The organism is Streptomyces sp. NBC_01268, assembly GCF_036240795.1.
Taxonomy (GTDB): Bacteria; Actinomycetota; Actinomycetes; order Streptomycetales; family Streptomycetaceae; genus Streptomyces.
Map to the genome: position 1 here is coordinate 4278676 of NZ_CP108454.1, position 18890 is coordinate 4297565.

Annotated in this window: 19 protein-coding genes and 1 pseudogene; 5 read left to right on the forward strand and 15 right to left on the reverse strand. The window is 73.6% G+C overall.

Features of this window, described 5'->3' with window-relative positions; all coding sequences use genetic code 11:
* Nucleotides 1–173 precede the first annotated feature (173 nt).
* Both OG309_RS19075 and OG309_RS19080 read right to left on the reverse strand, forming a co-directional pair.
* Complete coding sequence (locus OG309_RS19075; RefSeq protein ID WP_132918810.1) at nucleotides 174–461, reverse strand: metal-sensitive transcriptional regulator; 288 nt, start codon at nucleotides 459–461, stop codon at nucleotides 174–176.
* 85 nt (nucleotides 462–546) lie between these two features.
* Nucleotides 547–1212, reverse strand: a complete 666-nt coding sequence (locus tag OG309_RS19080; RefSeq protein WP_329422454.1) for a TetR/AcrR family transcriptional regulator — start codon at nucleotides 1210–1212, stop codon at nucleotides 547–549.
* A gap of 68 nt (nucleotides 1213–1280) precedes the next feature.
* Here OG309_RS19080 and OG309_RS19085 point away from each other — a divergent pair, with 68 nt between their 5' ends.
* Entirely contained in the window at nucleotides 1281–2849 is a 1569-nt protein-coding gene (locus OG309_RS19085) for an MFS transporter (protein WP_329422456.1), read from the forward strand.
* Nucleotides 2850–2857: 8 nt separating this feature from the next.
* Here OG309_RS19085 and OG309_RS19090 read toward each other — a convergent pair whose 3' ends face one another.
* The 6 genes from OG309_RS19090 to OG309_RS19115 all read right to left on the reverse strand — a co-directional run bounded on the left by OG309_RS19090 (nucleotide 2858) and on the right by OG309_RS19115 (nucleotide 9455).
* Nucleotides 2858–4051, reverse strand: a complete 1194-nt coding sequence (locus tag OG309_RS19090; RefSeq protein ID WP_329428435.1) for an RNA polymerase sigma factor — start codon at nucleotides 4049–4051, stop codon at nucleotides 2858–2860.
* Between the two features lie 290 nt (nucleotides 4052–4341).
* Nucleotides 4342–4776, reverse strand: coding sequence for a YciI family protein (locus tag OG309_RS19095; protein WP_329422457.1), 435 nt, complete (start codon nucleotides 4774–4776; stop codon nucleotides 4342–4344).
* A gap of 149 nt (nucleotides 4777–4925) precedes the next feature.
* Nucleotides 4926–6134, reverse strand: a complete 1209-nt coding sequence (locus OG309_RS19100; RefSeq protein ID WP_329422459.1) for a winged helix DNA-binding domain-containing protein — start codon at nucleotides 6132–6134, stop codon at nucleotides 4926–4928.
* 217 nt (nucleotides 6135–6351) lie between these two features.
* Entirely contained in the window at nucleotides 6352–7413 is a 1062-nt protein-coding gene (locus OG309_RS19105; RefSeq protein WP_329422460.1) for an aldo/keto reductase, read from the reverse strand.
* A 60-nt stretch (nucleotides 7414–7473) separates the two neighbouring features.
* Nucleotides 7474–8478: an alpha/beta fold hydrolase gene (locus OG309_RS19110; protein ID WP_329422462.1), complete on the reverse strand. Its 1005-nt coding sequence runs from the start codon at nucleotides 8476–8478 to the stop codon at nucleotides 7474–7476.
* On the reverse strand, nucleotides 8475–9455 hold the full coding sequence (locus tag OG309_RS19115; protein WP_329422463.1) for an ArsR/SmtB family transcription factor: 981 nt from the start codon (nucleotides 9453–9455) through the stop codon (nucleotides 8475–8477). Before OG309_RS19115 ends, OG309_RS19110 begins: the two co-directional genes overlap by 4 nt.
* A gap of 84 nt (nucleotides 9456–9539) precedes the next feature.
* Here OG309_RS19115 and OG309_RS19120 point away from each other — a divergent pair.
* Nucleotides 9540–10649: pseudogene (locus OG309_RS19120) on the forward strand (MFS transporter); the annotation flags it as partial.
* Nucleotides 10650–10805: 156 nt separating this feature from the next.
* On the opposite strand, the gene OG309_RS19125 reads toward OG309_RS19120, so the two are convergent.
* The 6 genes from OG309_RS19125 to OG309_RS19150 all read right to left on the reverse strand — a co-directional run bounded on the left by OG309_RS19125 (nucleotide 10806) and on the right by OG309_RS19150 (nucleotide 16126).
* A complete protein-coding gene (locus tag OG309_RS19125; RefSeq protein WP_329428437.1) occupies nucleotides 10806–11018 on the reverse strand; it encodes a DUF4287 domain-containing protein in 213 nt (70 codons plus the stop codon).
* Nucleotides 11019–11222: 204 nt separating this feature from the next.
* Complete coding sequence (locus OG309_RS19130) at nucleotides 11223–13502, reverse strand: ABC transporter permease (protein ID WP_329422464.1); 2280 nt, start codon at nucleotides 13500–13502, stop codon at nucleotides 11223–11225.
* Entirely contained in the window at nucleotides 13499–14158 is a 660-nt protein-coding gene (locus OG309_RS19135; RefSeq protein ID WP_329422466.1) for an ABC transporter ATP-binding protein, read from the reverse strand. The genes OG309_RS19130 and OG309_RS19135 overlap by 4 nt, the downstream gene beginning before the upstream one ends.
* A gap of 21 nt (nucleotides 14159–14179) precedes the next feature.
* On the reverse strand, nucleotides 14180–14596 hold the full coding sequence (locus OG309_RS19140; RefSeq protein WP_329422467.1) for a hypothetical protein: 417 nt from the start codon (nucleotides 14594–14596) through the stop codon (nucleotides 14180–14182).
* Between the two features lie 172 nt (nucleotides 14597–14768).
* Entirely contained in the window at nucleotides 14769–15362 is a 594-nt protein-coding gene (locus OG309_RS19145) for a dienelactone hydrolase family protein (protein ID WP_329422469.1), read from the reverse strand.
* A 143-nt stretch (nucleotides 15363–15505) separates the two neighbouring features.
* Nucleotides 15506–16126 carry a GNAT family N-acetyltransferase gene (locus OG309_RS19150; protein ID WP_329422470.1) on the reverse strand — a complete coding sequence of 207 codons (621 nt, stop codon included), beginning with the start codon at nucleotides 16124–16126 and terminating at the stop codon, nucleotides 15506–15508.
* A gap of 104 nt (nucleotides 16127–16230) precedes the next feature.
* On the opposite strand from OG309_RS19150, the gene OG309_RS19155 reads away from it, so the two are divergent.
* Nucleotides 16231–16551 carry a hypothetical protein gene (locus OG309_RS19155; RefSeq protein WP_329422471.1) on the forward strand — a complete coding sequence of 107 codons (321 nt, stop codon included), beginning with the start codon at nucleotides 16231–16233 and terminating at the stop codon, nucleotides 16549–16551.
* 39 nt (nucleotides 16552–16590) lie between these two features.
* On the opposite strand, the gene OG309_RS19160 is transcribed toward OG309_RS19155, so the two are convergent.
* Nucleotides 16591–17232 (reverse strand): TetR/AcrR family transcriptional regulator, encoded by a 642-nt coding sequence (locus tag OG309_RS19160; protein ID WP_329422472.1) that lies wholly within the window; start codon nucleotides 17230–17232, stop codon nucleotides 16591–16593.
* Between the two features lie 186 nt (nucleotides 17233–17418).
* Between OG309_RS19160 and OG309_RS19165 the strand changes: the two genes are divergently transcribed.
* Nucleotides 17419–17808 carry a VOC family protein gene (locus OG309_RS19165; RefSeq protein ID WP_329422473.1) on the forward strand — a complete coding sequence of 130 codons (390 nt, stop codon included), beginning with the start codon at nucleotides 17419–17421 and terminating at the stop codon, nucleotides 17806–17808.
* A gap of 165 nt (nucleotides 17809–17973) precedes the next feature.
* On the forward strand, nucleotides 17974–18855 hold the full coding sequence (locus OG309_RS19170; RefSeq protein WP_329422474.1) for a GNAT family N-acetyltransferase: 882 nt from the start codon (nucleotides 17974–17976) through the stop codon (nucleotides 18853–18855).
* The last annotated feature ends 35 nt before the right edge of the window (nucleotides 18856–18890 follow it).

An 18890-nucleotide genomic window follows, 5' to 3' on the forward strand; every position in this document is an offset into this window, starting at 1 on the left:
GGCGCGCGGAACGAGAGGTGCCGCGGTGCGAGACGTCCCGCGGGATGAGGAGTGCCGCGGTATGAGACGTCCCGCGGAATGAGAAGTACCCCCGGAGCGACACCTCCGGGGGTACTTCTGTGCGTGCGCCTGTGCGTGCGCCCGCGTCGCGTTCTCCGCGCGGCCCCTCGGGCTCATGCCAGGGAGAGGAAGAGCTTCTCCAGGCGGGCGCGCATCTGGTCGCGGTCCTCGTCCGTCTTGCGGCCGTCCTCGATGTCCGTCAGGCACTGCTGCAGTCCGGTCGCGATGATGGCGAACCCGGCCCGGTCGAGCGCTCGGGAGGCGGCGGCGAGCTGGGTCACGACCTCCTCGCAGTCCCGCCCCTCCTCGATCATCCGGATCACACCGGCGATCTGGCCCTGGGCCCGGCGCAGCCGGTTCAGCACGGCCTTGAGCTCGGCGCCCGCGAGATCCAGTTCCACGACCAACTCCTCCATGGATACCCCAGGGGGTACGTTTCTCCCCGCCTCGGGGCCCTGTCGAAGACCAAGGATGGCACCTGCGGATTTATTGCCGGGGTGCGTACCGGTGCAGGAACATCCCGACCCCGTCGACGAGGAGCCGCTCGCCGAGGTCGTCGGTGAGCTCCGTCCCGTACTGCTCGAAGACCAACTGCGGGAAGACCAGCAGGGAGTAGAGCTGGAGGACGGCGACCTCCAGGTCCGGGATCTCCAGGCGGCCCCGCTCGGCGAGGGTGCGCAGGGTGTCGGCGACCGCGGGATGGTGGCCGGCCGGACCGTGCTCGCGCCAGGCGGTGCCGAGCTCGGGGAAGCGGTGCAGCTCGGTGGCGACGAGGGTGCGCAGGGCGCGCCCCTCGTCGTCGCGGCGCACGGCCGCGGTCCAGGCGCGGCCGGCCTCGGTGAGGGCGGCCGCGAGGTCGTCGGCCTCGGCGAGGCGGGCGAAGTCGGGCCCGTGCGGCGACTCGGCCGCCCCGCCCCCCTCGGTCGCGTCGGTCGCGCCGAGGGGTTCGTCGAGGGCGCCGGAGACGACGGCGGTGAAGAGGGCCTCCTTGCTGCCGAAGTGGTTGTAGACGGTCACCTTGGAGACGCCGGCCTCGGCGGCGATGGCGTCCATGCCGACCCCGAAGCCCTCGCGGAGGAAGAGGGTGCGGGCGGCCCGGACGATCGCCTCCCGCTTGCGGGCGGCGCGGGGCCCGGTGGGTGTGGTCTTCATGGGGTCAGCGTACCGAGAAACTGAACTGCACCGTTGAGTTCATGTGTACTGTGCCGTACAGTTCAGTTATGACGGCTCACCCGGACGTCCACGTCCCCCTCCCGCCCCCTGCCCTCCTCGCGCCACGCCGCTGGACGGCCCTGGCGCTGATCTGCGCGGCCCAGTTCATGCTGATCCTCGACGTCACCGTCGTGAACGTGGCGCTGCCCGCCATCGCCGACGACCTCGGCCTCGGGCGTACGGAACTGACCTGGGTGGTCGCGGCGTACACCCTCTGCTTCGGCGGCCTGATGCTGCTCGGCGGACGGCTCGCCGACACCCTCGGCGCCCGCCGCACCCTGCTCGCCGGCCTCGCCCTCTTCACCGCCGCCTCCCTGACCTGCGGCCTCGCCACCGGCGCGGTCCCGCTCATCGCGGGACGTGTCGCCCAGGGCATCGGCGCCGCCCTGCTCTCCCCGGCGGCGCTCGCCCTGGTCGCGACTCTCTTCCACGGCCCCGAACGCACCAGAGCCCTCGGCATCTGGGCCGCCATCGGCGCCACCGGCTCGGCGATCGGCGTCCTCGTCGGCGGCGCGCTGACGGACGGCCCCGGGTGGTCGTGGATCTTCTACGTCAACGTGCCGGTGGGAGCGGCACTGCTCGTGGCGCTGCCCCGGGTGGTGCCGGCCGGGCGCCCCGGTCCCGCGGGGACGGCCGGGGTGGCAGGCACGGAAGAGGCGGCAGACAGGGAAGGGGCGGCAGGCGCGGAAGGGACGACGGATACGACGGATGCGCTCGCGGGGACGGCCGGGGGTTCACGACGGGCCGGGAGCCGCCGCCCCCGCCCCGACCTCCCCGGCGCCCTCCTCGTCACCGCCGCGACCGGCTCCCTCGTCTACGGCCTGATCCGGGCCGGTGACGCGGGCGGCTGGGTCTCGCCCGCAGCCCTGCTCCCGCTGCTCGGGTCGCTCGCCCTGTACGGGCTCTTCGCGGCCGTGGAGAAGGCGAGCCCGGCACCTCTGATGGACCCGAGGACACTCACCCGGCGCCCGGTGGTCGCCGGATCCCTGCTGATGCTGGTCGCGACCGCGCTCCTGATCTCGTTCTTCTTCCTCGGCTCGGTGCTGCTCCAGCACGTCCACCACTTCTCCGCCCTGCGGACGGGCCTGCTCTTCCTGCCGGTCGCGCTCACCACGGCCGTCGGCGCCCACCTCGGCTCGCGGCTCGTCGCCGGGACGGGCCCGCGCGCCCTGGCGGCGGCGGGCACCGGCCTGGCCGCCCTGGCGCTGCTCCCGCTCACGCTGCTCCCGGCGGACGCGAACCCCTGGACCACCCTGCTGCCCGCCCTGTCGGTCGCGGCCCTGGGGCTGGGCGCGGTGTTCGTCACGGCGACGACGACCGCGCTGGGCCTGACCGCCCCGCACGAGGCGGGCCTCGCCTCCGGGATCGTCAACACCTTCCACGAACTGGGCGGCTCCCTCGGCGTCGCCGCCGTCTCCACCCTCGCCGCCCCGGCCCTCACCGGGACCGGCACCCCCGGCTCCTTCACCGCCGCCTTCACCCTCCTCACGGCCACGGCCGCCGTCACGGCCCTGGCCGCCCCCGCCCTCGTCCCGAAGGGCACACCCCGCCTGACGGGCGGACCGCACGCGCACTGAACGGGGCGTCACGGATCGAGGCGGGCCGCGCGGGTCTGGAGGTAGCGGCGTTCCGGGAGGCTGAGGGTGCGGCGGGCGGCGGTGCGGTAGGCGTCGGCGGCGGCTCGGTGGGCGCCGGTGCGTTCGAGGAGGTGGGCGCGGACGGCGGGCAGGCGGTGCGAGTCGGGCAGCCGGGGTTCCAGTGCGGTCAGGGCCGCGAGCCCCGCCTCCGGGCCCTCGACCATCGCGAGGGCGACCACGCGGCCCAGCTCCGCCATCGGGTCGGGCGTCTTCGTCACCAGGACGTCGTAGAGGGCGAGGATCTGGGGCCAGTCCGTCGTCCCGGGCGCGGTCGCCTCGTCGTGGAGGGCGGCGATGGCGGCCTGGAGCTGGTACGGCCCCGGCGGGCCCTCGATCAGGGCCTCCGCCACCAGCGCGGTGCCCTCGGCGATGGCCGCCCGGTCCCAGCGGCCGCGGTCCTGCTCGTCCAGCGGGACCAGCTCGCCGTCCGGCCCCGTGCGCGCCGCGCTGCGGGCCTCCGTGAGCAGCATCAGGGCCAGCAGACCCGTCACCGCGCCCTCCCGGGGCAGCAGCCGACGGGCCGCCCGGGTCAGCCGGATGGCCTCGCGGGCCAGGTCGGCGCGGTGCAGGGCGGGGCCGGAGGTGGCGGTGTAGCCCTCGTTGAAGATCAGGTACAGCACCTGGAGCACGGAGGCCAGGCGCGCGTCCCGGTCCCGCGCGGCGGGCGGCCGGAACGGCTGGTCCGCCCCGGTCGCCCGCAGTCTCGCCTTCGCCCGGCTGATCCGCTGCGCCATCGTCGCCTCCGGCACGAGGTGGGCGCGGGCGATCTCCGCCGTCGTCAGGCCGCCCACCGCCCGCAGCGTCAGCGCGATCCGCGCGGCCGGCGCCAGCACCGGGTCGCAGCACAGGAAGAGGAGGGTGAGCGTGTCGTCCTCGGCGGGCGCCGCCTTGGGGTCGCGCGGTTCGAGCCGCAGCGCGGTCTCCTCCCGCCGGGCCCGCGCCTCCTCGGCCCGCAGCGTGTCCGTGAGCCGCCGGGACGCCACCCGGATCAGCCAGCCGCGCGGATTGCCCGGCACGCCGTCCGCCGGCCACTGCCGGGCCGCCGCGAGCAACGCCTCCTGCACGGCGTCCTCGGCGGCCGCGAAGTGCCCGTACCGGCGCACGAGCGCGCCGAGGACCTGCGGCGCGTGCAGGCGCAGCAGGTCCTCGACGTGACGGCCGGGGGGTGGGGCGGGGGGTGGGGGTGGGCCGGGCGTTCGGTCCGGGGGCGAGGGCGGGCTTGGGGTCCGGCCCCGGGGCGGGGCCGGAGTCGGGTCCCGGTGCGGGTCGGCTGTCCGGTCCTCCGGGGCCCGGGCCGGGCGTCGGGACGTGGTCCGGTCGGCCGGCGCCCGCCCCGTTCGCCCGTCCTCGGCCGGGTCCTCGGCCGGGCCCTCGGCCGGGCCCTCGGGCGGGTCCTCGGCCGGGCCCTCGGGCGGGCCCTCGGGCGGCAGGGTCAAGCCGTCCCGTCCCCGCCGAGGTCCGCCCCGCCGGCCTCGTCGATCTGCCGGATGACCACCGGGTAGACCGGCGAGCCGACGGGGCCGGGGCACTGTGCCACCCGGGCCGCGATCTCGGTCACCCGGTCCAGGCTCGCGCAGTCGAGCACCCAGTACCCGGCGAGCACCTCCTTCGTCTCCCCGTACGGGCCGTCGGTGACGACCGGCCGGCCCTCCTCGTCGGCCGTCACGAAGCGGGTCCTGGCCGGCTCGACCAGGCCCTGCGCGTCGACGAGCTCGCCCGACTCGGACAGGTCGTCGCTGACCGCGTTCATGTAGGCGAACATCGCCCTGAGCTCCTGCTCGCTCCAGGCCGGGCTGCGGTCGCTCGCCGTCCCCTTCATGGCCTCGTAGTCGGCCTGGGCGCCCTGCACCATCACCAGGTACTTCATGACGTCTCCTCGTTCCCGGGTTCCTCGGGGCTCCTGCGGAGCCTTGGGTCCGAGGCCCTTCACAGGAGACGTCGGAGCCGGGCCGGGTTTCTCGACACCTCGCCGGAGCTCACCTGTACGGGTTCCCCCGTACGGGCCAGCCGCGCCGCTCAGCCCCCGGCCACCAGCTCCCGTTCCAGCGGCGTGCGGAAGCGCGGCGTGACCCGGACCTCGCCCACCCAGGCGGCGAGCCGCGCGGCCTCCGCCTCGACCGCGCGGACCGCGTCGGCGCCGACGTCCGAGAGGAACCGGTGCGCGATCCCGCCGTCCGGACGCTGCGCCCAGCCGCCGACGATCCGGCCGTTCCACCAGACGGTCGGCCCGATGTTGCCGCTGCGGTCGAACAGCGCGGGCCGGTGCGCCGGGTCCAGGTACCAGTCGCGGGACTGCCAGCCCATCGGCGTCGGGTCGAGCGCGGGCAGCAGGGCCGCCCACGGGCCGGCGGCATCGGGCCGTACGGGATCGAGGTCGTCGGGCAGGAGATGGCCGACCGTCCCGGCCCCGTCCAGGGCGACCGGCTCCGCGCCGAGCGCGGCCAGGGCGAGGCGGACGTCCGTGACCTTCCAGCCCGTCCACCACTTCAGATCGGCCTCGGTCGCCGGACCGTACGCGGCGAGCCAGCGCCGGACGAGCTCAGACTGGGCCTCGGCGGCCGGGAGTTCGTCGTGCGCCGGGGTCAGCGCCCAGCGGAAGCGGCTCGACGTCCAGGACCCCTGCGGCCGGCCCCGCGCGATCCGGCCCTCCATGCCGAGGACCCGCAGCACCCGGCTGGACACCGACTGCGGCCCCTCCTGGGCGGTCCCGACGCCGTACACGTACTGCTCGCGCAACCTCGGTACGGCGGTCCCGAGTTCGGCCCCCGTCGCCTCGCCGCGTTCCGCCAGCTCGGCCAGGACCCGGCGTTCGGTCTCGGCGAGCCAGGCCGCGTCGAAGTCGCTGCCGGCCGCCAAGTGCTTGACGAGGGTGGTGCGTTCGCGGACCGCGGCGGCGGTGGAGGTGGAGGAGTGGACGGCGGCGGCGAGACCGGAGGGGACGACGAAGACCGTGTGCCGCATGCCGTGCATCCGGGTCAGCGTCCGCTCCTCGTACAGTGCCCGTTCCACCTCCGCCACGGGGTCCCGGTCCTCCGCGAGCCGCGCCCCCGCCGCCAGGAACACCGTCGCCGGATCGGTCGCGTGCAGCGCCACCAGCGCACCGGCGACCTCCTCGGCGGTCGCCGCGCGAGCCGCCCCGGCCAGCCGGTGCCGCAGCGCGAGCCGGGCCCTGCGCTCCTCGGGACCGACGAGCCTGCCGTGCCGCTTCTTCTCGCCTCTGCTCATGGTCCCAGCATGGCGCGAGCATGCCCTCGACATGGCCCGGTACGGCCCCCGTACGGACCCGGTACGGCCCCGGTACGGACCCGGTACGGCCCCGGTACGGACCCAGCGGCCTATCGCGATCCAGTACCGCCCCCCAGCGCGGCCTCGAATCGTGCGCAGGACCGCTCGCACGGGCAGGAACCCCGTCACCGTCCTCAGGGGGCGGGAGGGAGCCGGTTCAGTCGGCCGCGGCCCGCTCGCCCGTCGGCCGGCGTCGCAGCGAGGCGTCGGTCAGGACGGCCGGGCGCCAGACGCCGTCGGCCCGGTAGAGGTCGGTCCCGGGCGGGACGATCGCGTCGATGCGGTCCATGGCCTCGTCCGTGAGGACCACGGAGGCCCCCTTCAGCAGCCCCTCCAGCTGGTCCATCGTCCGGGGCCCGAGGATGACGGAGGTCACCGCCGGGTGGGCGGCGGCGAAGGCGACGGCCAGCTCGGGCAGGGTGCAGCCGAGGGACTCGGCGACGCCGACCAGCTCCTCGACGGCGTCCAGCTTGGCCTGGTTGCCGGGGAGGGCGGGGTCGAAGCGGTGCGGGGTGAGCGCGGCGCGCCCGCGCGTGAGGTCGACGGGCAGCCCCCGGCGGTAGCCGCCGCTGAGGAACCCGGACGCCAGCGGGCTCCAGGTCAGCACCCCCATCCCGTACCGCTGGGCGACGGGCAGGACGGACGCCTCGACGCCGCGGGCGAGCAGCGAGTACGGGGGCTGTTCGGTGCGGAAGCGGCGCAGCCCGCGCCGTTCGGCGACGGCGTGCGCCTCGACGATCTCCTCGGCGGGGAAGGTCGAGCAGCCGAAGGCGCGGATCTTGCCCTGGGAGACCAGGTCGCCGAGGACGTCGAGGGTCTCCTCGATGTCGGTGCGGTGGTCGGGCCGGTGCACCTGGTAGAGGTCGATCCAGTCGGTGCCGAGCCGCTTCAGGCTGTTCTCGACGGCCCGGGTGATCCAACGGCGCGAGGTGCCGCCCCGGTTGGGGCCCTCGCCGCCGACCGGGAAGTAGACCTTGGTGGCGAGGACGGTGTCGTCCCGGCGGCGCGGGTCGCCGAGCGCCTTGCCGACGATCTCCTCGGACTCGCCCGCCGAGTACATGTCGGCGGTGTCGACGAAGTTGACGCCCTGGTCGAGGGCGGCGTGGATGATCCGTACGGACTCCTGGTGATCGGAGTTGCCGACGGACCCGAACATCATCGTGCCGAGGCAGTAGGTGCTGACTTCGATCCCGGTCCCGCCGAGTACCCGATAGCGCATGCGCCGCACCCTAGGTGCTGGAGCGCGCTCGAAGGCAAGGGGGAAGCGGCGGCGTGGAGTTCAGCGCGGGAGCTCGTCCAGGAACCGGGCCACGAGCTCGTGCAGCACGTCCGGCCGCTCCAGGTGCAGGTCGTGCCCGGCGCCGGGCAGACAGGCGCCCCGCAGGCCGGGCTGGAGCCGCGCCATCCCGTCGTACTCGTCCCCCTCCACGATGCCCTTCTCGCCGATGACGGAGAGGAGCGGAACGCCGATCGCGGCCCACTCCGCCCACCAGTCGCGCCCCGAGTTCTCGGCGAGCGAGGCGACCATCACCTCCGGGTCGAACCGGGGCCACCAGCCCCCGTCGCGCTGCTCCAGACCGCCCGCCCAGCCGTCCCCTACGGGGCCGCCGCCGAGGTACGCGGCGGCCGCCTCCCGCGAGGGGAAGGGCACGGGCCAGGCCCTGAGCCAGCCCCCGATCTCCTCCGGGACACCGGGTTCGGCCGGTCCGGGCCCGGCCTCGACGAGGACGGCCCCGGCGAGGCGCGAGGAGTGCGCGGCGGCGGCCAGGAAGGCGGCGTGCCCACCGTACGACTGCCCGACGAGCACGGGCGGCAGGCCCCCGGGACCGCACGCCAACCCCAGCTCGGGGTCGTCGAGTACGGCGATGATGTCGGCGACGTACGCGGCGCGCGAGGTGTCGGCGGGGCGCCGCTCGCTCGCGCCGTGCCCGCGCTGGTCGAGGGCGACGACCCGGTGCCCGTCGGCGCGCAGGAGCCGGGCGAGCGCGTCCCATTCGCCGGCCTGCCCGGCGAGCCCGTGGAGGAGGAGCAGGGATCGCGGGGGGCCGGCCGGGCCGGTTCCGTCGGCGGGGACGACCGGGCCACGCGGGCCGGTCTCGCCACCCCTGCCGCCCCTGCCGCCCCCGCCGCCCCAGTCGCGGCAGGAGAGCCGCACTCCGTCCCGTACGAGGACGTGCTCGGTCCACTCGGCCTGTGCGGCCTGCTCGGTCTGTGCGATCCGATCGGTCTGGTCGGTCTGACTGGTCCCGTCAGCCCGGTCGGGTCGGGGGAGGTGGCTGGTCATGCGGGTTCCTCCGTGGAGCAGAGCAGGCTGTCGGCGACGGTGGTGCGGGCGTAGAGGACGGAGCGTCCGCTGCGGTGGGCGGTGACCAGGCCGGCGTTCTTGAGGGCGATGAGGTGCTGGGAGACGCCGGCCGGCGACAGACCGGACGAGGCGGCGAGTTGGGTCGTCGAGGCGGGGGTGTCGAGCTCGGCGAGGAGGAGGGTGCGGGAGCGGCCGAGGACGGCGGCGACGGCGTCGGTGGCGCTGCTCGTGGTGCGGGGCTCCCAGAGGTTGCCGATACCCCGTGCGGGATAGGCGAGTTGGGGCGCGTCGGGGGCGACGGAACGGGTCAGGACGCGCGGCCAGGCGAAGGCCGAGGGGATCAGCAGCAGTCCGGACCCGGCCTGGTCGCGGGTGAGCGCGCAGGCGCGCCGGACGAGGCGCAGGGTGCCGTCGTCCCACCGGACGGTCTCGTGGAGCTCGCTGAGCACGGTCGCCGAGCCGTGTTCGGCGACCTGGCGGGCGCGGTGGAAGACGTCGGCTTCGAGGAGGCTGCGGATGCGGGCCCAGTAGGGGGCGAGGGCGAGTTCCCAGTAGGTCTCGATCTCGTGGGCGAGCCGGTCCAGGTCGAGGTCGCGATCGAGGCCTGCCGGGAGGTCGGTGTCGCGGCTGAGGAGCCGCAGGTCGCGGGCGATCTGTTCGGGCGGGGTCTTCCGGACGGCGTCGAGTTCGGACGCGAGGGTGGGGAAGGGCCCGGTGGGGGTGGGATTGAGGAAGTCGGCGAGGTAGCCGCGGGCGGGAACGAGCGCGGCGAGCCGGCCGCGGTCGAGCCCGGCGCGGGCGATCCGGGGCCGCACCTGGGCGGCCCAGCGGCGGTGGAGCGGCGGGTCGGCGGCGTCTCTGAGCAGGCGGAAGCTGGTGACGACCTCCCACATGGGGGAGACGGCGAAGCGGGTCTGGGCGAGATCGGCGGCGGAGAAACTGAGTCCGGACTCCATGTGTACCCCCGTGATCCGAGCGTTGGATTCGGCCTGAGCTTAATCACTGGAGGGGGGTGGTGGAGGAGGAGCAACCTCCTGCCCATGCCCTCCAAGCCAGCGCGGTCCAACTCCCCGTCCCCCTCTGCCTCCCCGTCCCCCTCCCCTTCCCCTTCCCCGTCCCCGTCCCCGTCCCTCTTCTCGACGTTCAAGAACCTGCCGCCCGTGGTCTGGACGCTCTTCGGCGGCACGGTCGTCAACCGTCTCGGCTACATGGTCACGCCCTTCCTGGTCTTCTTCCTCGCCTCGCGCGGAGTGACCGGAACGGAGACCTCGTACGTCCTCGGCGCCTTGGGGGCCGGGAACCTGCTCGGCCCGGCGGTCGGCGGCGTCCTCGCCGACCGGATCGGCCGCCGTCCCACGATGCTGATCGGTCTGCTGGGCGCGGCGGTGGCGCAGGGCACGCTGTTCGTGGCGCCGGAGGTGTGGACGATGGCCGCGGCGGCGCTGCTGATCAGCGCCACGGGCACGCTCGTCGCCCCCGCGGCGTTCGCGTTGATGGCGGACGCGGTCGACGCGGAGCGCCGGCAGCGCGCGTACGCGCTGTTCGGCTGGGGCGTCAACATCGGCACGGCCGTGGCCGGCGTGCTGGGCGGGGTGCTCGCCGCGCAGGGCTACTGGCTGCTGTTCGCCGTCGACGCCGGGACGATGCTGGTCTACGCGGCCGTCGTCGCCACCCGGCTGAGCGAGCCGCCGCGCGGACCGCGCCCGGAGAAGGACGGCATCGGTTACGGGGTGGTGCTGCGCGACCGGCTCACGCTGCTCCTGCTTCCCCTGTTCGGCGTCCAGCTCTTCGTCTACTCGCTGACCGAGGTGGCCCTGCCGCTGGCCATCCACGACAGCGGCCTCTCGCCCGCGGTGTACGGCGCGATGGCGGCCGTCAACGCCGTCCTGGTGGTCGCCCTGCAGCCCTTCGCGACGGCCCGCCTCGCCGGTCTGCCCCCGCTGCGGGTGCAGGCCGTGGGCAGCGTCCTGATCGCGCTCGGCGTGGCCCTGACGGGCGTCGCCGACGGCATCGTGGGCTTCGTCGTGTCGGTCGTGGTCTGGTCGCTGGGCGAGGTCGTCGTCGCGGGCATCGCGGCCGCCGTCATCGCCGACCTGGCTCCGGCGCACGCCCGAGGCCGCTACCAGGGAGCGTTCAGCTGGACCTGGGGTGTCGCACGCTTCGGCGCGCTGACGGTGGGCGTCACGGTGTACACGGGCCTCGGGGCCCCGGCCCTGTGGTGGTCGGCGCTCGCAGGGGGCCTGGCGGCGGCGGCCGCGACCCTGGCCCTGGCGGGCCGGGTCACGCGGCGGACGGCCCGGCAGGAACTACTTGGCGCCGGCGAGGGCGTGGGCGACGAGGGCGTTGGCGTGGCCGTGACCGAGCCCGTGCTCGGACTTGAGCCAGGAGACGAGCTCCATGTGCTTGGTGAGCGGGGAGCTCTCGATGAGCCCGAGCCACTCGGAGACGGGGCGCCCGTACTTCTTCTCGATGGAGGGGAAGTAGCTGGCGGGGCCCTTGACGGGGGGAGCGGCGGACATGGGGAGGCCTCTTCTCTGCGGGGCGCGGGCGCGGCTGCGGCTGCTGTGTCGTGAGCTGTCGAGAGGAGAGACCGGGGCCCCGCCGAGAACTCATCGGCGGGGCCGTGATGTTTTTCGAAGCCCGGGACGCCGGCCGGGCCGGACATGAATCCCCGTCCGCCCGAGGTGCTTGGGATGAATCCCCGTCCGCCCGCGGCGCTCGGCTCAGTCCCGCCGGATGTGCTCGGGATCGACGTGCCGCCGCACGAGCGGCAACGAGGCCAGCCCGCCGACCACCAGCACCCCCAGCGCCGACACCACCAGCAACGGCAATCCGGCCCAGTCCCAGTGCACCGCCCCGCCGCCGGTGATCAGGTAGCTGGACTCGGCCAGCCACCCCGTCACGACGGCCGCCCCGAGCCCCACCCCGAGCGGCAGCACGACCTGCGCACACTGCGCCCACCGCAACGTCGCGCCCCGCGCCCCCAGCAGAGCGAGCGCGGCCACCTGCCCGCGCCGCTCCATCGCCCGATCCGCCACCGACACGACGAACGCGGCGACCCCGACGACGAGACCGAGCACCATGCCGGCGGCGAGGAGGCTGCGGATGACGGTGAGCTGGTGCAGCGAGCTGACGACGATCCCGACGGGCTCGACCTCGGCGGTGGGCGCGATGGCGCCGATGGCGTCGAGGGCGGTGCGGACGGTGGTGGGGTCGGAGGGGGTGACGAGACTGATGGTGCCGTCGGCGGGGACGGTGCCAGGGGGGAGGAGGGATGGGGGGATGAGGACGTCGATGCCGGAGAACGCCGAAGGCTGCCAGGCGAACACGGTCACCGCCTCCTGCGGAATGGCGACGGTGATCTTCCTCCCGCTGTCGAGGAGGAACGGAAAGCCGCGGCCGGGCTGGCCGTCCGGGTTCTGAAGCGTGTCCGGCTCGTTGACGCGGAGCACCTTGCCGTCGATGCAGCCGCTGCTCGACTTCGTGAAGGAGGCCAGTTCGGCACAGGTCGCGATAGCCGCCGTGATCCGTGGAGTGTCCACGTCGAGGGAACGGATCCACGAGTCTGCGGTGAGTCCTTGCCCCCGGACTCCTTCCACCTGGCTGAGCCGGGCTCGCTGGTGGGCGTCGACGGCGTCCACGGACAAGGCGTACTCCTGGACGGGCGCGGTACGTCGGCTCACCTGGTCCAGCTCGACGAGGACGCCCTGCGTCAGCGAAGCCGCGTAGACGAGCAGGACGAGCCCGGTGACGACACGCAGCGCGCTGCCCGGGTCGACCTCGGCCCGGCGCATCGCGAGGGTGAGCGGCAGCGACCGCACGCGACCGGCCAGTCGGCGGGCCAGCCACGCGGTGACGGGCGCGAGCCCGAACACCAGCCCCGCGCCGGTGAGGAGCACGGCCCCGGGAACGAGTACCGCGCCGGCGCTGCCCCCGGACGGGTCCCGTCCGAGGACACTGAGGGCGCAGTACCCACCGATGACACCGAGCCCTGGCACCAGCAGCAGCGTCCCGTACATCTTGGGCGGCTTGCGCTGAGCGCTGCGGCGCACGTTCAGCGGCGTGAGTGCCGCCTCGCGAGCGGATCGCCGTCCGACGAACCAGGCGAGCGCCGGGCAGAGCACCAGGCAGACGGCGAGAGTGGTGGTTTCCGGCCGCCCGTCGGCCGGAAACCATTGCAGACCGGGAAGACCGATCCGGGCCATGACCTCGTTGAAGCCGAGGTATCCGGCGACTCCGACGACAGCCCCGAGGGATGCGGCTGCCACCGTCTCGCCTGCGTTGACCCGCAGCGTGTCCTTCACGCTCAGCCCGACCAGCCGGAGCGCGGCCAGTCTTCGGGCCCGCGACTCGGCGGAGAGCCGGGCGCAGACGGAGAGGAACACGGCGAGGGGAAGGAGGACGATGCAGGCGAGTGTGAAGCGGAGGATGTCGAGCGTCGACTCTTCCACGGCGGGATACGGGTCGAACGAGGAACCGAACGAGCTGAGTCCGGAGGCATCCGACGGCAGCTGCTGCCGCGTCCGTCCGACATACGCGTAGAGGTCGTCCTGACCGGCCAACCCCGCCGGCCCGATGACGCCGATCACCTTCCCGGGCAGGAGTCCGGCGATGCCCGGTTCCTCCGTCAGGACCTGCCGCAGGCGAGGAGAGACGATCACCTCCCCCGGGGCGGGAAGCCGGTCCACGCCGGGTGGCAGCGGAGTCGGCCCCGGCCGGGTGCGCGCGACGAACACCCGGTAGAACGGCTCGGATCCGTACGTGTCCTGACGTATGGCGTACGCGGCGGCCGAGACGGGCCTCGAGGGCGTGTCCTCCACCACCGGGCGGGGATTCCGGTCGCTGGAGCGCGCCTCGTGCGCGCCGATGATCGCCGGAATGGTGAGGACGGCGGCCAGGCAGGCCACCCCCAACGCGCATCCGCCCGTCATCAGCAGGAAGCGGGCCCGCCCCCGCCGCCCGCCGCGCCACAGCAGGCGCAGCCCGAACAGGAAGCCGTTCACGTCAGGACTCCGTCGGACATCCTGTACTGGACGTCGGCTCGCGCGGCGACACTCTCGTCGTGCGTGACGATGACGACCGCCGTGCCCTGATCTCGGGCCAGCCGCAGGAACTCGTCCAGTACGGCGGCGGCGTTGGCACTGTCGAGGGCCCCGGTCGGCTCGTCCGCGAACACCACTGCGGGGCGGTGCACCAGGGCCCGTGCCACGGCGACCCGCTGGCTCTGACCGCCGGACAGCTGGGAGGTCCTGCGCTGGAGCAGCTCGGTCATGCCGAGCCGCCCCAGCACCTCCCCGGCCACCGCGTGCGCGGGAGCCTTGCGCCGGCCCGCGAGTCGAAGCGGGAGCGCCGCGTTCTCCTCGACGGTCAGCTCGGGCAACAGCTCGCCGTACTGGAAGACGAACCCGAACCGCTCCCGGCGCAGCGTGCTCAGCTCGTCGTCGTCGAGGCTCGCGAGATCGACACCGTCGAAGACGACCCGGCCGCCGGTGGGGGCCAGTACCCCGGCCAGGCAGTAGAGCAGGGACGACTTGCCGGATCCGCTGCTCCCCATGACGGCGGCCACTTCTCCGCGCCGCAGCGTGAAATCGGCGCCGCTGACGGCTTGGTGTGCACCGTAGGACAGGTCCACGCGCTCGGCGCGGAGAACGGAGTTCATGGTGAGGTGTGCTCCGTGCCGTCAGCCCTTCCGGTGGTAGGAGAGCTCGGGGGAGCAGTTGTCGGGCCGGAGTGAGCCACGATCACGGCACACCCGGATCGAGGCATCCGTGGAGTACAGCGCCGCGCCGTCGTACACCTCCCGGTCCAGGTGGACGGTCTTGCGCTGGACACCGTTGAAACGGTTCCAGGCGTAGCCCTGGACCTTCGCCTGCAGGTAGACGTTGTGGCCGTCGTTCGGGAAGCTGTCGACCAGGTCGCCCTTGAAGTGGAAGCCTCCGTGATTGCCGTCCTTGGGCTCCCAGCGGTACTTCGCGTCGCGGAACTTGGAGCCGTCAGTGGTCCGGGTCTTGATCTCCTGCCACGAGTCCGCCACCGCGGCACCGATTCCACCCATGAACAACCCGGCGGTCACCGCCACCGTCACCCACTTCCGCACAACGCCTCCACTCAGAGCACCAAGGGATCTTGTGGCTCTGAGTATCGAGGGCATTGCTCACCGTAGTGAAATGGTGGATCGTTTCCTTCCTACCATCTGGTGAATCGACGGCCGGCGATCGTCAACACCCGCACTCCCGCCGCCCGTTCTCCGGCACCTCGTTCCCGACCCCTCAGCCCTCCAGCCCGGCCAGGAACCCCCGCACCCGCCCCATCAGCACGCCCGCCGCCTCCGCGTCGTACCCGGCGAGCCCCGGGTCCGCGAACAGGTGCCGGTCCCCCGGGTAGAGGAACAACTCACCGCTCCCCGCGCTGTCGCGCACCCGCGCCACCAGCGCCCGAGCCGCCTCGACGTCGCCCTCGCCCGCGAAGAACGGGTCGGCGTCCATCCCGTGCACCTGGACCGGCACCCCCTCCGGCCAGCCCCCGCCGAACTCCTCCGGCGGCACGCACGCCTCGAACAGCAGCGCCCCCGCGGCCCCCGCCCGGGTCTGGGCCAGCTTCTGGGCGGGGAGGACGCCGAGGGAGAAGCCGGCGTAGACGAGCCGCTCGGGGAGCGAGTCCGCCGCGCGGACGCCACGCTCGACGAGCGTGCCGAAGCCGACCTCCTGCGCGTACCCGGCCCCGGCCTCCAGGCTGTCGAACGTCCGGCCCTCGTACAGGTCGGGCACGTGCACGGTGTGCCCGGCGTGCCGCAGCTCCTCGGCGAACGCGAGGACACCGGGGGTGAGCCCGTGGGCGTGGTGGAAGAGCAGTACCTCGGCCATGGCGAGCGGCCCCCGTTTCTCGTTCGCTTCGCGTTCCTCGATGCCCGCTCATCATGCAGGGCCGCACTGACACCAACGCCGCGTCACGCGACGACGGACCGGCCGGCCTACGCCGTAGCACCCCGCCCCGCGGATCCGTCAGGTCACCCCAGCCGCCCCAACCGCCCCAACATCCCTTCCTTGCATTCCGGCCACTCCGCGTCCGTGACGGAGAAGATCGCCGAATCGCGCAGCTTCCCGTCCTCGCCCGGCGCCCAGGAACGCGACCAGTTCCGCAGGACGCCCTCGAAGCGCGCACCGGTCTTCGCGATGGCGGCGCGGGAACGCGCGTTGCGCGCATCGGTCTTGAGGTCGAGACGGGCCACGTTCCAGTGCTCGAAGGCGTGCCGGAAGAGGAGGTACTTGGCCTCGGTGTTCACGCCGGTGCCCTGGGCCGACGCCGCGAGCCAGGTGAAGCCGACCTCGACCGCCTGGAGTGCGTCCCCGGACTCCCGCAGCCTCGGGTCCCAGAAGGACGTGACGCCGACGGCCCGGCCGGTGGCCTTCTGTACCTGCGCGTACGGCGCGAGCGTCCCGGCGGCGACGCGGCCGAGATGTGCGTCGATGTACGCGCCGACCTCGGCGGCCCTGGGCACCCACGTGTACAGGTACGCACCGCGGTCCTCCTCGACCGCCACCGCGAGGTCGGCCGCGTGGCGGTGGTCGAGCGGTTCGAGGCGGACGAGTTCGCCTTCCAGAACGGGCCCCTTGAACACGAACGGCATCGAAATCCCCAGTCTCGGTTGTCACGTACAGGGCGCAGGCTTACAGAGGCGCCTCTGCCGTGTCGCGCGATTTCGGCGCGGGCGGGACTGCCTAGGCTCGGCACGTGACGGAGAACGAGATCAAGCTCAAGGCCATCGCCGCTCTGACGGCGCTGCGTGGGGGAGTGGACGAGAGCCTCGTCTCGGACCTGCTCGGCGAGGTGATTCCGCGGGAGTTCTCGGTGCCGGTGGACGCGACCGCCGAGGAGGCCGGACTCGCCGTCCTCGCCCAGCTCTCGGACCCGCTGAGCGCACTCGTCAACGGCTTCATCCTCGCCTTCGACGCCGTGGCCGACGCCCACGACGCGGCGGGCGCGGAGCCGGGCACGGAACCGATCCTCCAGGAACTGGCCCTCCGCCTGGCCAGCGACAGCTTCGAGGACTGACCGAACGGACTGACGGAGAGGCGCGGCCCCTCCCCGTTGTCACGTCCTCAGCGCGGCCGCCAGCAGTCCAAAGACATGGTCCGTCTCCGGCACCAGCGTGGCCTCGATCTCGGCGTCCGTGTGTCCGGCCAGGGTGAGTTCCTGGATGCGGCGGAACAGAAGCCGGTCGGCGGCGGCGATCTGCGCGGCGGCGGCACGGGACGCGATGTCCTGGTCGCCGGCCGGGGCTCCGGCGGCGGAGTCCTGGTCCGCCGCGAGCAGCGCCTCGGCGAGCGCCTCCTCGCGCAGGTCGTGCAGCTCGCGCACCCGCGCGGTCAGGGTCGGGCTGTCGGCGACCATGCGGGCGAACTCGACGCCGGTGAAACCGGCGACGGGGCTGTGCTCCGCGAGCGTCGCGCGGAACGCCCGTTCCAGCGCGCTCAGCGGCGCCTCGTCCGGTTCGCGGGCGGCGACGGTACGGGCCAGGGCTCCGGTGAAGGCCTCGTGGTGGTCGAGGGCCAGGTCTTCCTTGCGCGGGAAGTAGTTGGTGACGGTCTTCTTGGCCACGCGGGCGGCGTGGGCGATCTCGGTGATGGTGGTCTGTTCGAAGCCCTGCTCGATGAAGAGCCGGGTGGCGCAGTCGGAGATCAGCTGCCTGGTCTCCTGCTTCTTGGACTCACGGAGTCCCAGCTCGCTACTCATGGGCGAATCTTACACCGGTGGCAAAAATACTCTTGACCACTCGACTCGCCTCTGCGTAAAGTTACGTCCGTAGCAAAGGTCGCCCTGGCGTCCGGCCTGGGCGATCCGATTCCGCGCGATGGGTGATCAGGGATCAGCGAGCCCTGATCTCCGATCAAGACCCACCCCGACCGACCGAGGAGCACCTTGAACGTCACCACCTCCACCCTCTCCCTCACCGTCGCCGACGTGGACGCCTCACGCGACTTCTTCTGCACCCACCTCGGATACGAGGTCGCCATGGCCGCCGACGGCTTCGCCTCCCTCACTCGGGGCGAGGAGGACGCGGCCGCGGACATCGTGCTGTTGCGCACCGGCATCGAGGTGCTCCCGCCCGAGCAGCGCGACCGGCAGGCCGGGGGCCTGATCCTCGCGCTGACCGTCAGCGGCCTCGACGCCGAGGAGCGCCGGCTGCGGGAGGCGGGCGCGCCCATCACGATGCCGCTGCGCGAAGAGCCCTGGGGCGAGCGCCTGTTCCAGATGACGGACCCGAACGGCATAGTCGTCCAGCTCGTCGAATGGACGAGCCAGGTCTGACCCCTTCCCCGCACCGACACAGGCGGGCACGCGCACAACCACCGCCACGGGCACAGTCATAGGCGCGGCCACCGGCACGGCCACCCGGCACCCGCTCCACCCCCACGGGCTACCCTCACCACGCTCAACACCCACGTAATCTCGCCCCGTTGTCACGGAGACACCTTGTCGATACGCATCACCGCCCTGACCGACCCCGAGCCGACCGCCATCGGCCGCCGCCTGGCCTGGCTGGCCTCGGCGGCGGACGGCACCCCCCTCGGGTCCGCGTTCCTCCGCCTGTTCGCGAAGGAAGGCCAGCGTCACCTCGCCGAGCTGGACCTCCAGGTCCACCCGGCCGAGCGGCGCCACGGGGTGGGCTCGCTGCTGCTGGACGCTGCGGTCGAGGCCGCGCGGCTGGACGGCAGGCGCAGCCTCGTCGCCCAGGCCGAGGCGGAGTCACCGGGGGCGGCGTTCCTGGCGGCGCGGGAGTTCGGGGTCGCGATGACCCTCACGTACGCCCGGCTCGTGCCCGCCGACGCGGACCTGCCCGCCCTCACCGCGCTCGTCGAGAAGGCGCCCGAGGGCTACCGGCTCGTGGAGTGGGAGGGGATGGTCCCGGAGGAGCTCGCGGAGACCTTCGTGGCCTCACGACGGGCGATGGACGACATGCCGATGGGCGCGGTCGACTACGGCACGGTCGTCTGGGACCTCGACCGCGTACGGGCGGCCGCCGGTGCCGTCGCCGGGCGCGGGGACGTCCTGCACACCGTCGCGGCCGTCGATGTCTCGGACGGCTCCATAGCCGGCTTCACCGAGCTCGTGGTCCCCGGCAGCGGTACGGGCGACGCCCAGCACTACGGCACCGGCGTCCTCCCCGAGCACCGCGGTCACGGGCTGGCCCGCTGGATGAAGGCGGCGGCGATCGTCCAGGCCCGTGAGACGTACCCGAAGCTGGGCGGCCTGCTGACGGACACGGCCGACAACAACCCGTACATGCGCCGGGTCAACGACGCACTCGGGTACCTGCCGACGCACGCGGCCCACGAGTTCCAGCGCGACCTGTAGGCGTCCGCCGTCCTCGCCGTGCCTCACAGCTCACT

What these genes read in the sequence shown, in the direction of transcription:
- OG309_RS19105 (WP_329422460.1), bottom strand. Translation starts at nt 7,413, where the DNA reads ATGCGCTATCGGGTACTCGGCGGGACCGGGATCGAAGTCAGCACCTAC.
- OG309_RS19115 (WP_329422463.1), bottom strand. Translation starts at nt 9,455, where the DNA reads ATGGAGTCCGGACTCAGTTTCTCCGCCGCCGATCTCGCCCAGACCCGC.
- OG309_RS19080 (WP_329422454.1), bottom strand. Translation starts at nt 1,212, where the DNA reads ATGAAGACCACACCCACCGGGCCCCGCGCCGCCCGCAAGCGGGAGGCG.
- OG309_RS19145 (WP_329422469.1), bottom strand. Translation starts at nt 15,362, where the DNA reads ATGGCCGAGGTACTGCTCTTCCACCACGCCCACGGGCTCACCCCCGGT.
- OG309_RS19095 (WP_329422457.1), bottom strand. Translation starts at nt 4,776, where the DNA reads ATGAAGTACCTGGTGATGGTGCAGGGCGCCCAGGCCGACTACGAGGCC.
- OG309_RS19160 (WP_329422472.1), bottom strand. Translation starts at nt 17,232, where the DNA reads ATGAGTAGCGAGCTGGGACTCCGTGAGTCCAAGAAGCAGGAGACCAGG.
- OG309_RS19125 (WP_329428437.1), bottom strand. Translation starts at nt 11,018, where the DNA reads ATGTCCGCCGCTCCCCCCGTCAAGGGCCCCGCCAGCTACTTCCCCTCC.
- OG309_RS19150 (WP_329422470.1), bottom strand. Translation starts at nt 16,126, where the DNA reads ATGCCGTTCGTGTTCAAGGGGCCCGTTCTGGAAGGCGAACTCGTCCGC.
- OG309_RS19135 (WP_329422466.1), bottom strand. Translation starts at nt 14,158, where the DNA reads ATGAACTCCGTTCTCCGCGCCGAGCGCGTGGACCTGTCCTACGGTGCA.
- OG309_RS19100 (WP_329422459.1), bottom strand. Translation starts at nt 6,134, where the DNA reads ATGAGCAGAGGCGAGAAGAAGCGGCACGGCAGGCTCGTCGGTCCCGAG.
- OG309_RS19085 (WP_329422456.1), top strand. Translation starts at nt 1,281, where the DNA reads ATGACGGCTCACCCGGACGTCCACGTCCCCCTCCCGCCCCCTGCCCTC.
- OG309_RS19110 (WP_329422462.1), bottom strand. Translation starts at nt 8,478, where the DNA reads ATGACCAGCCACCTCCCCCGACCCGACCGGGCTGACGGGACCAGTCAG.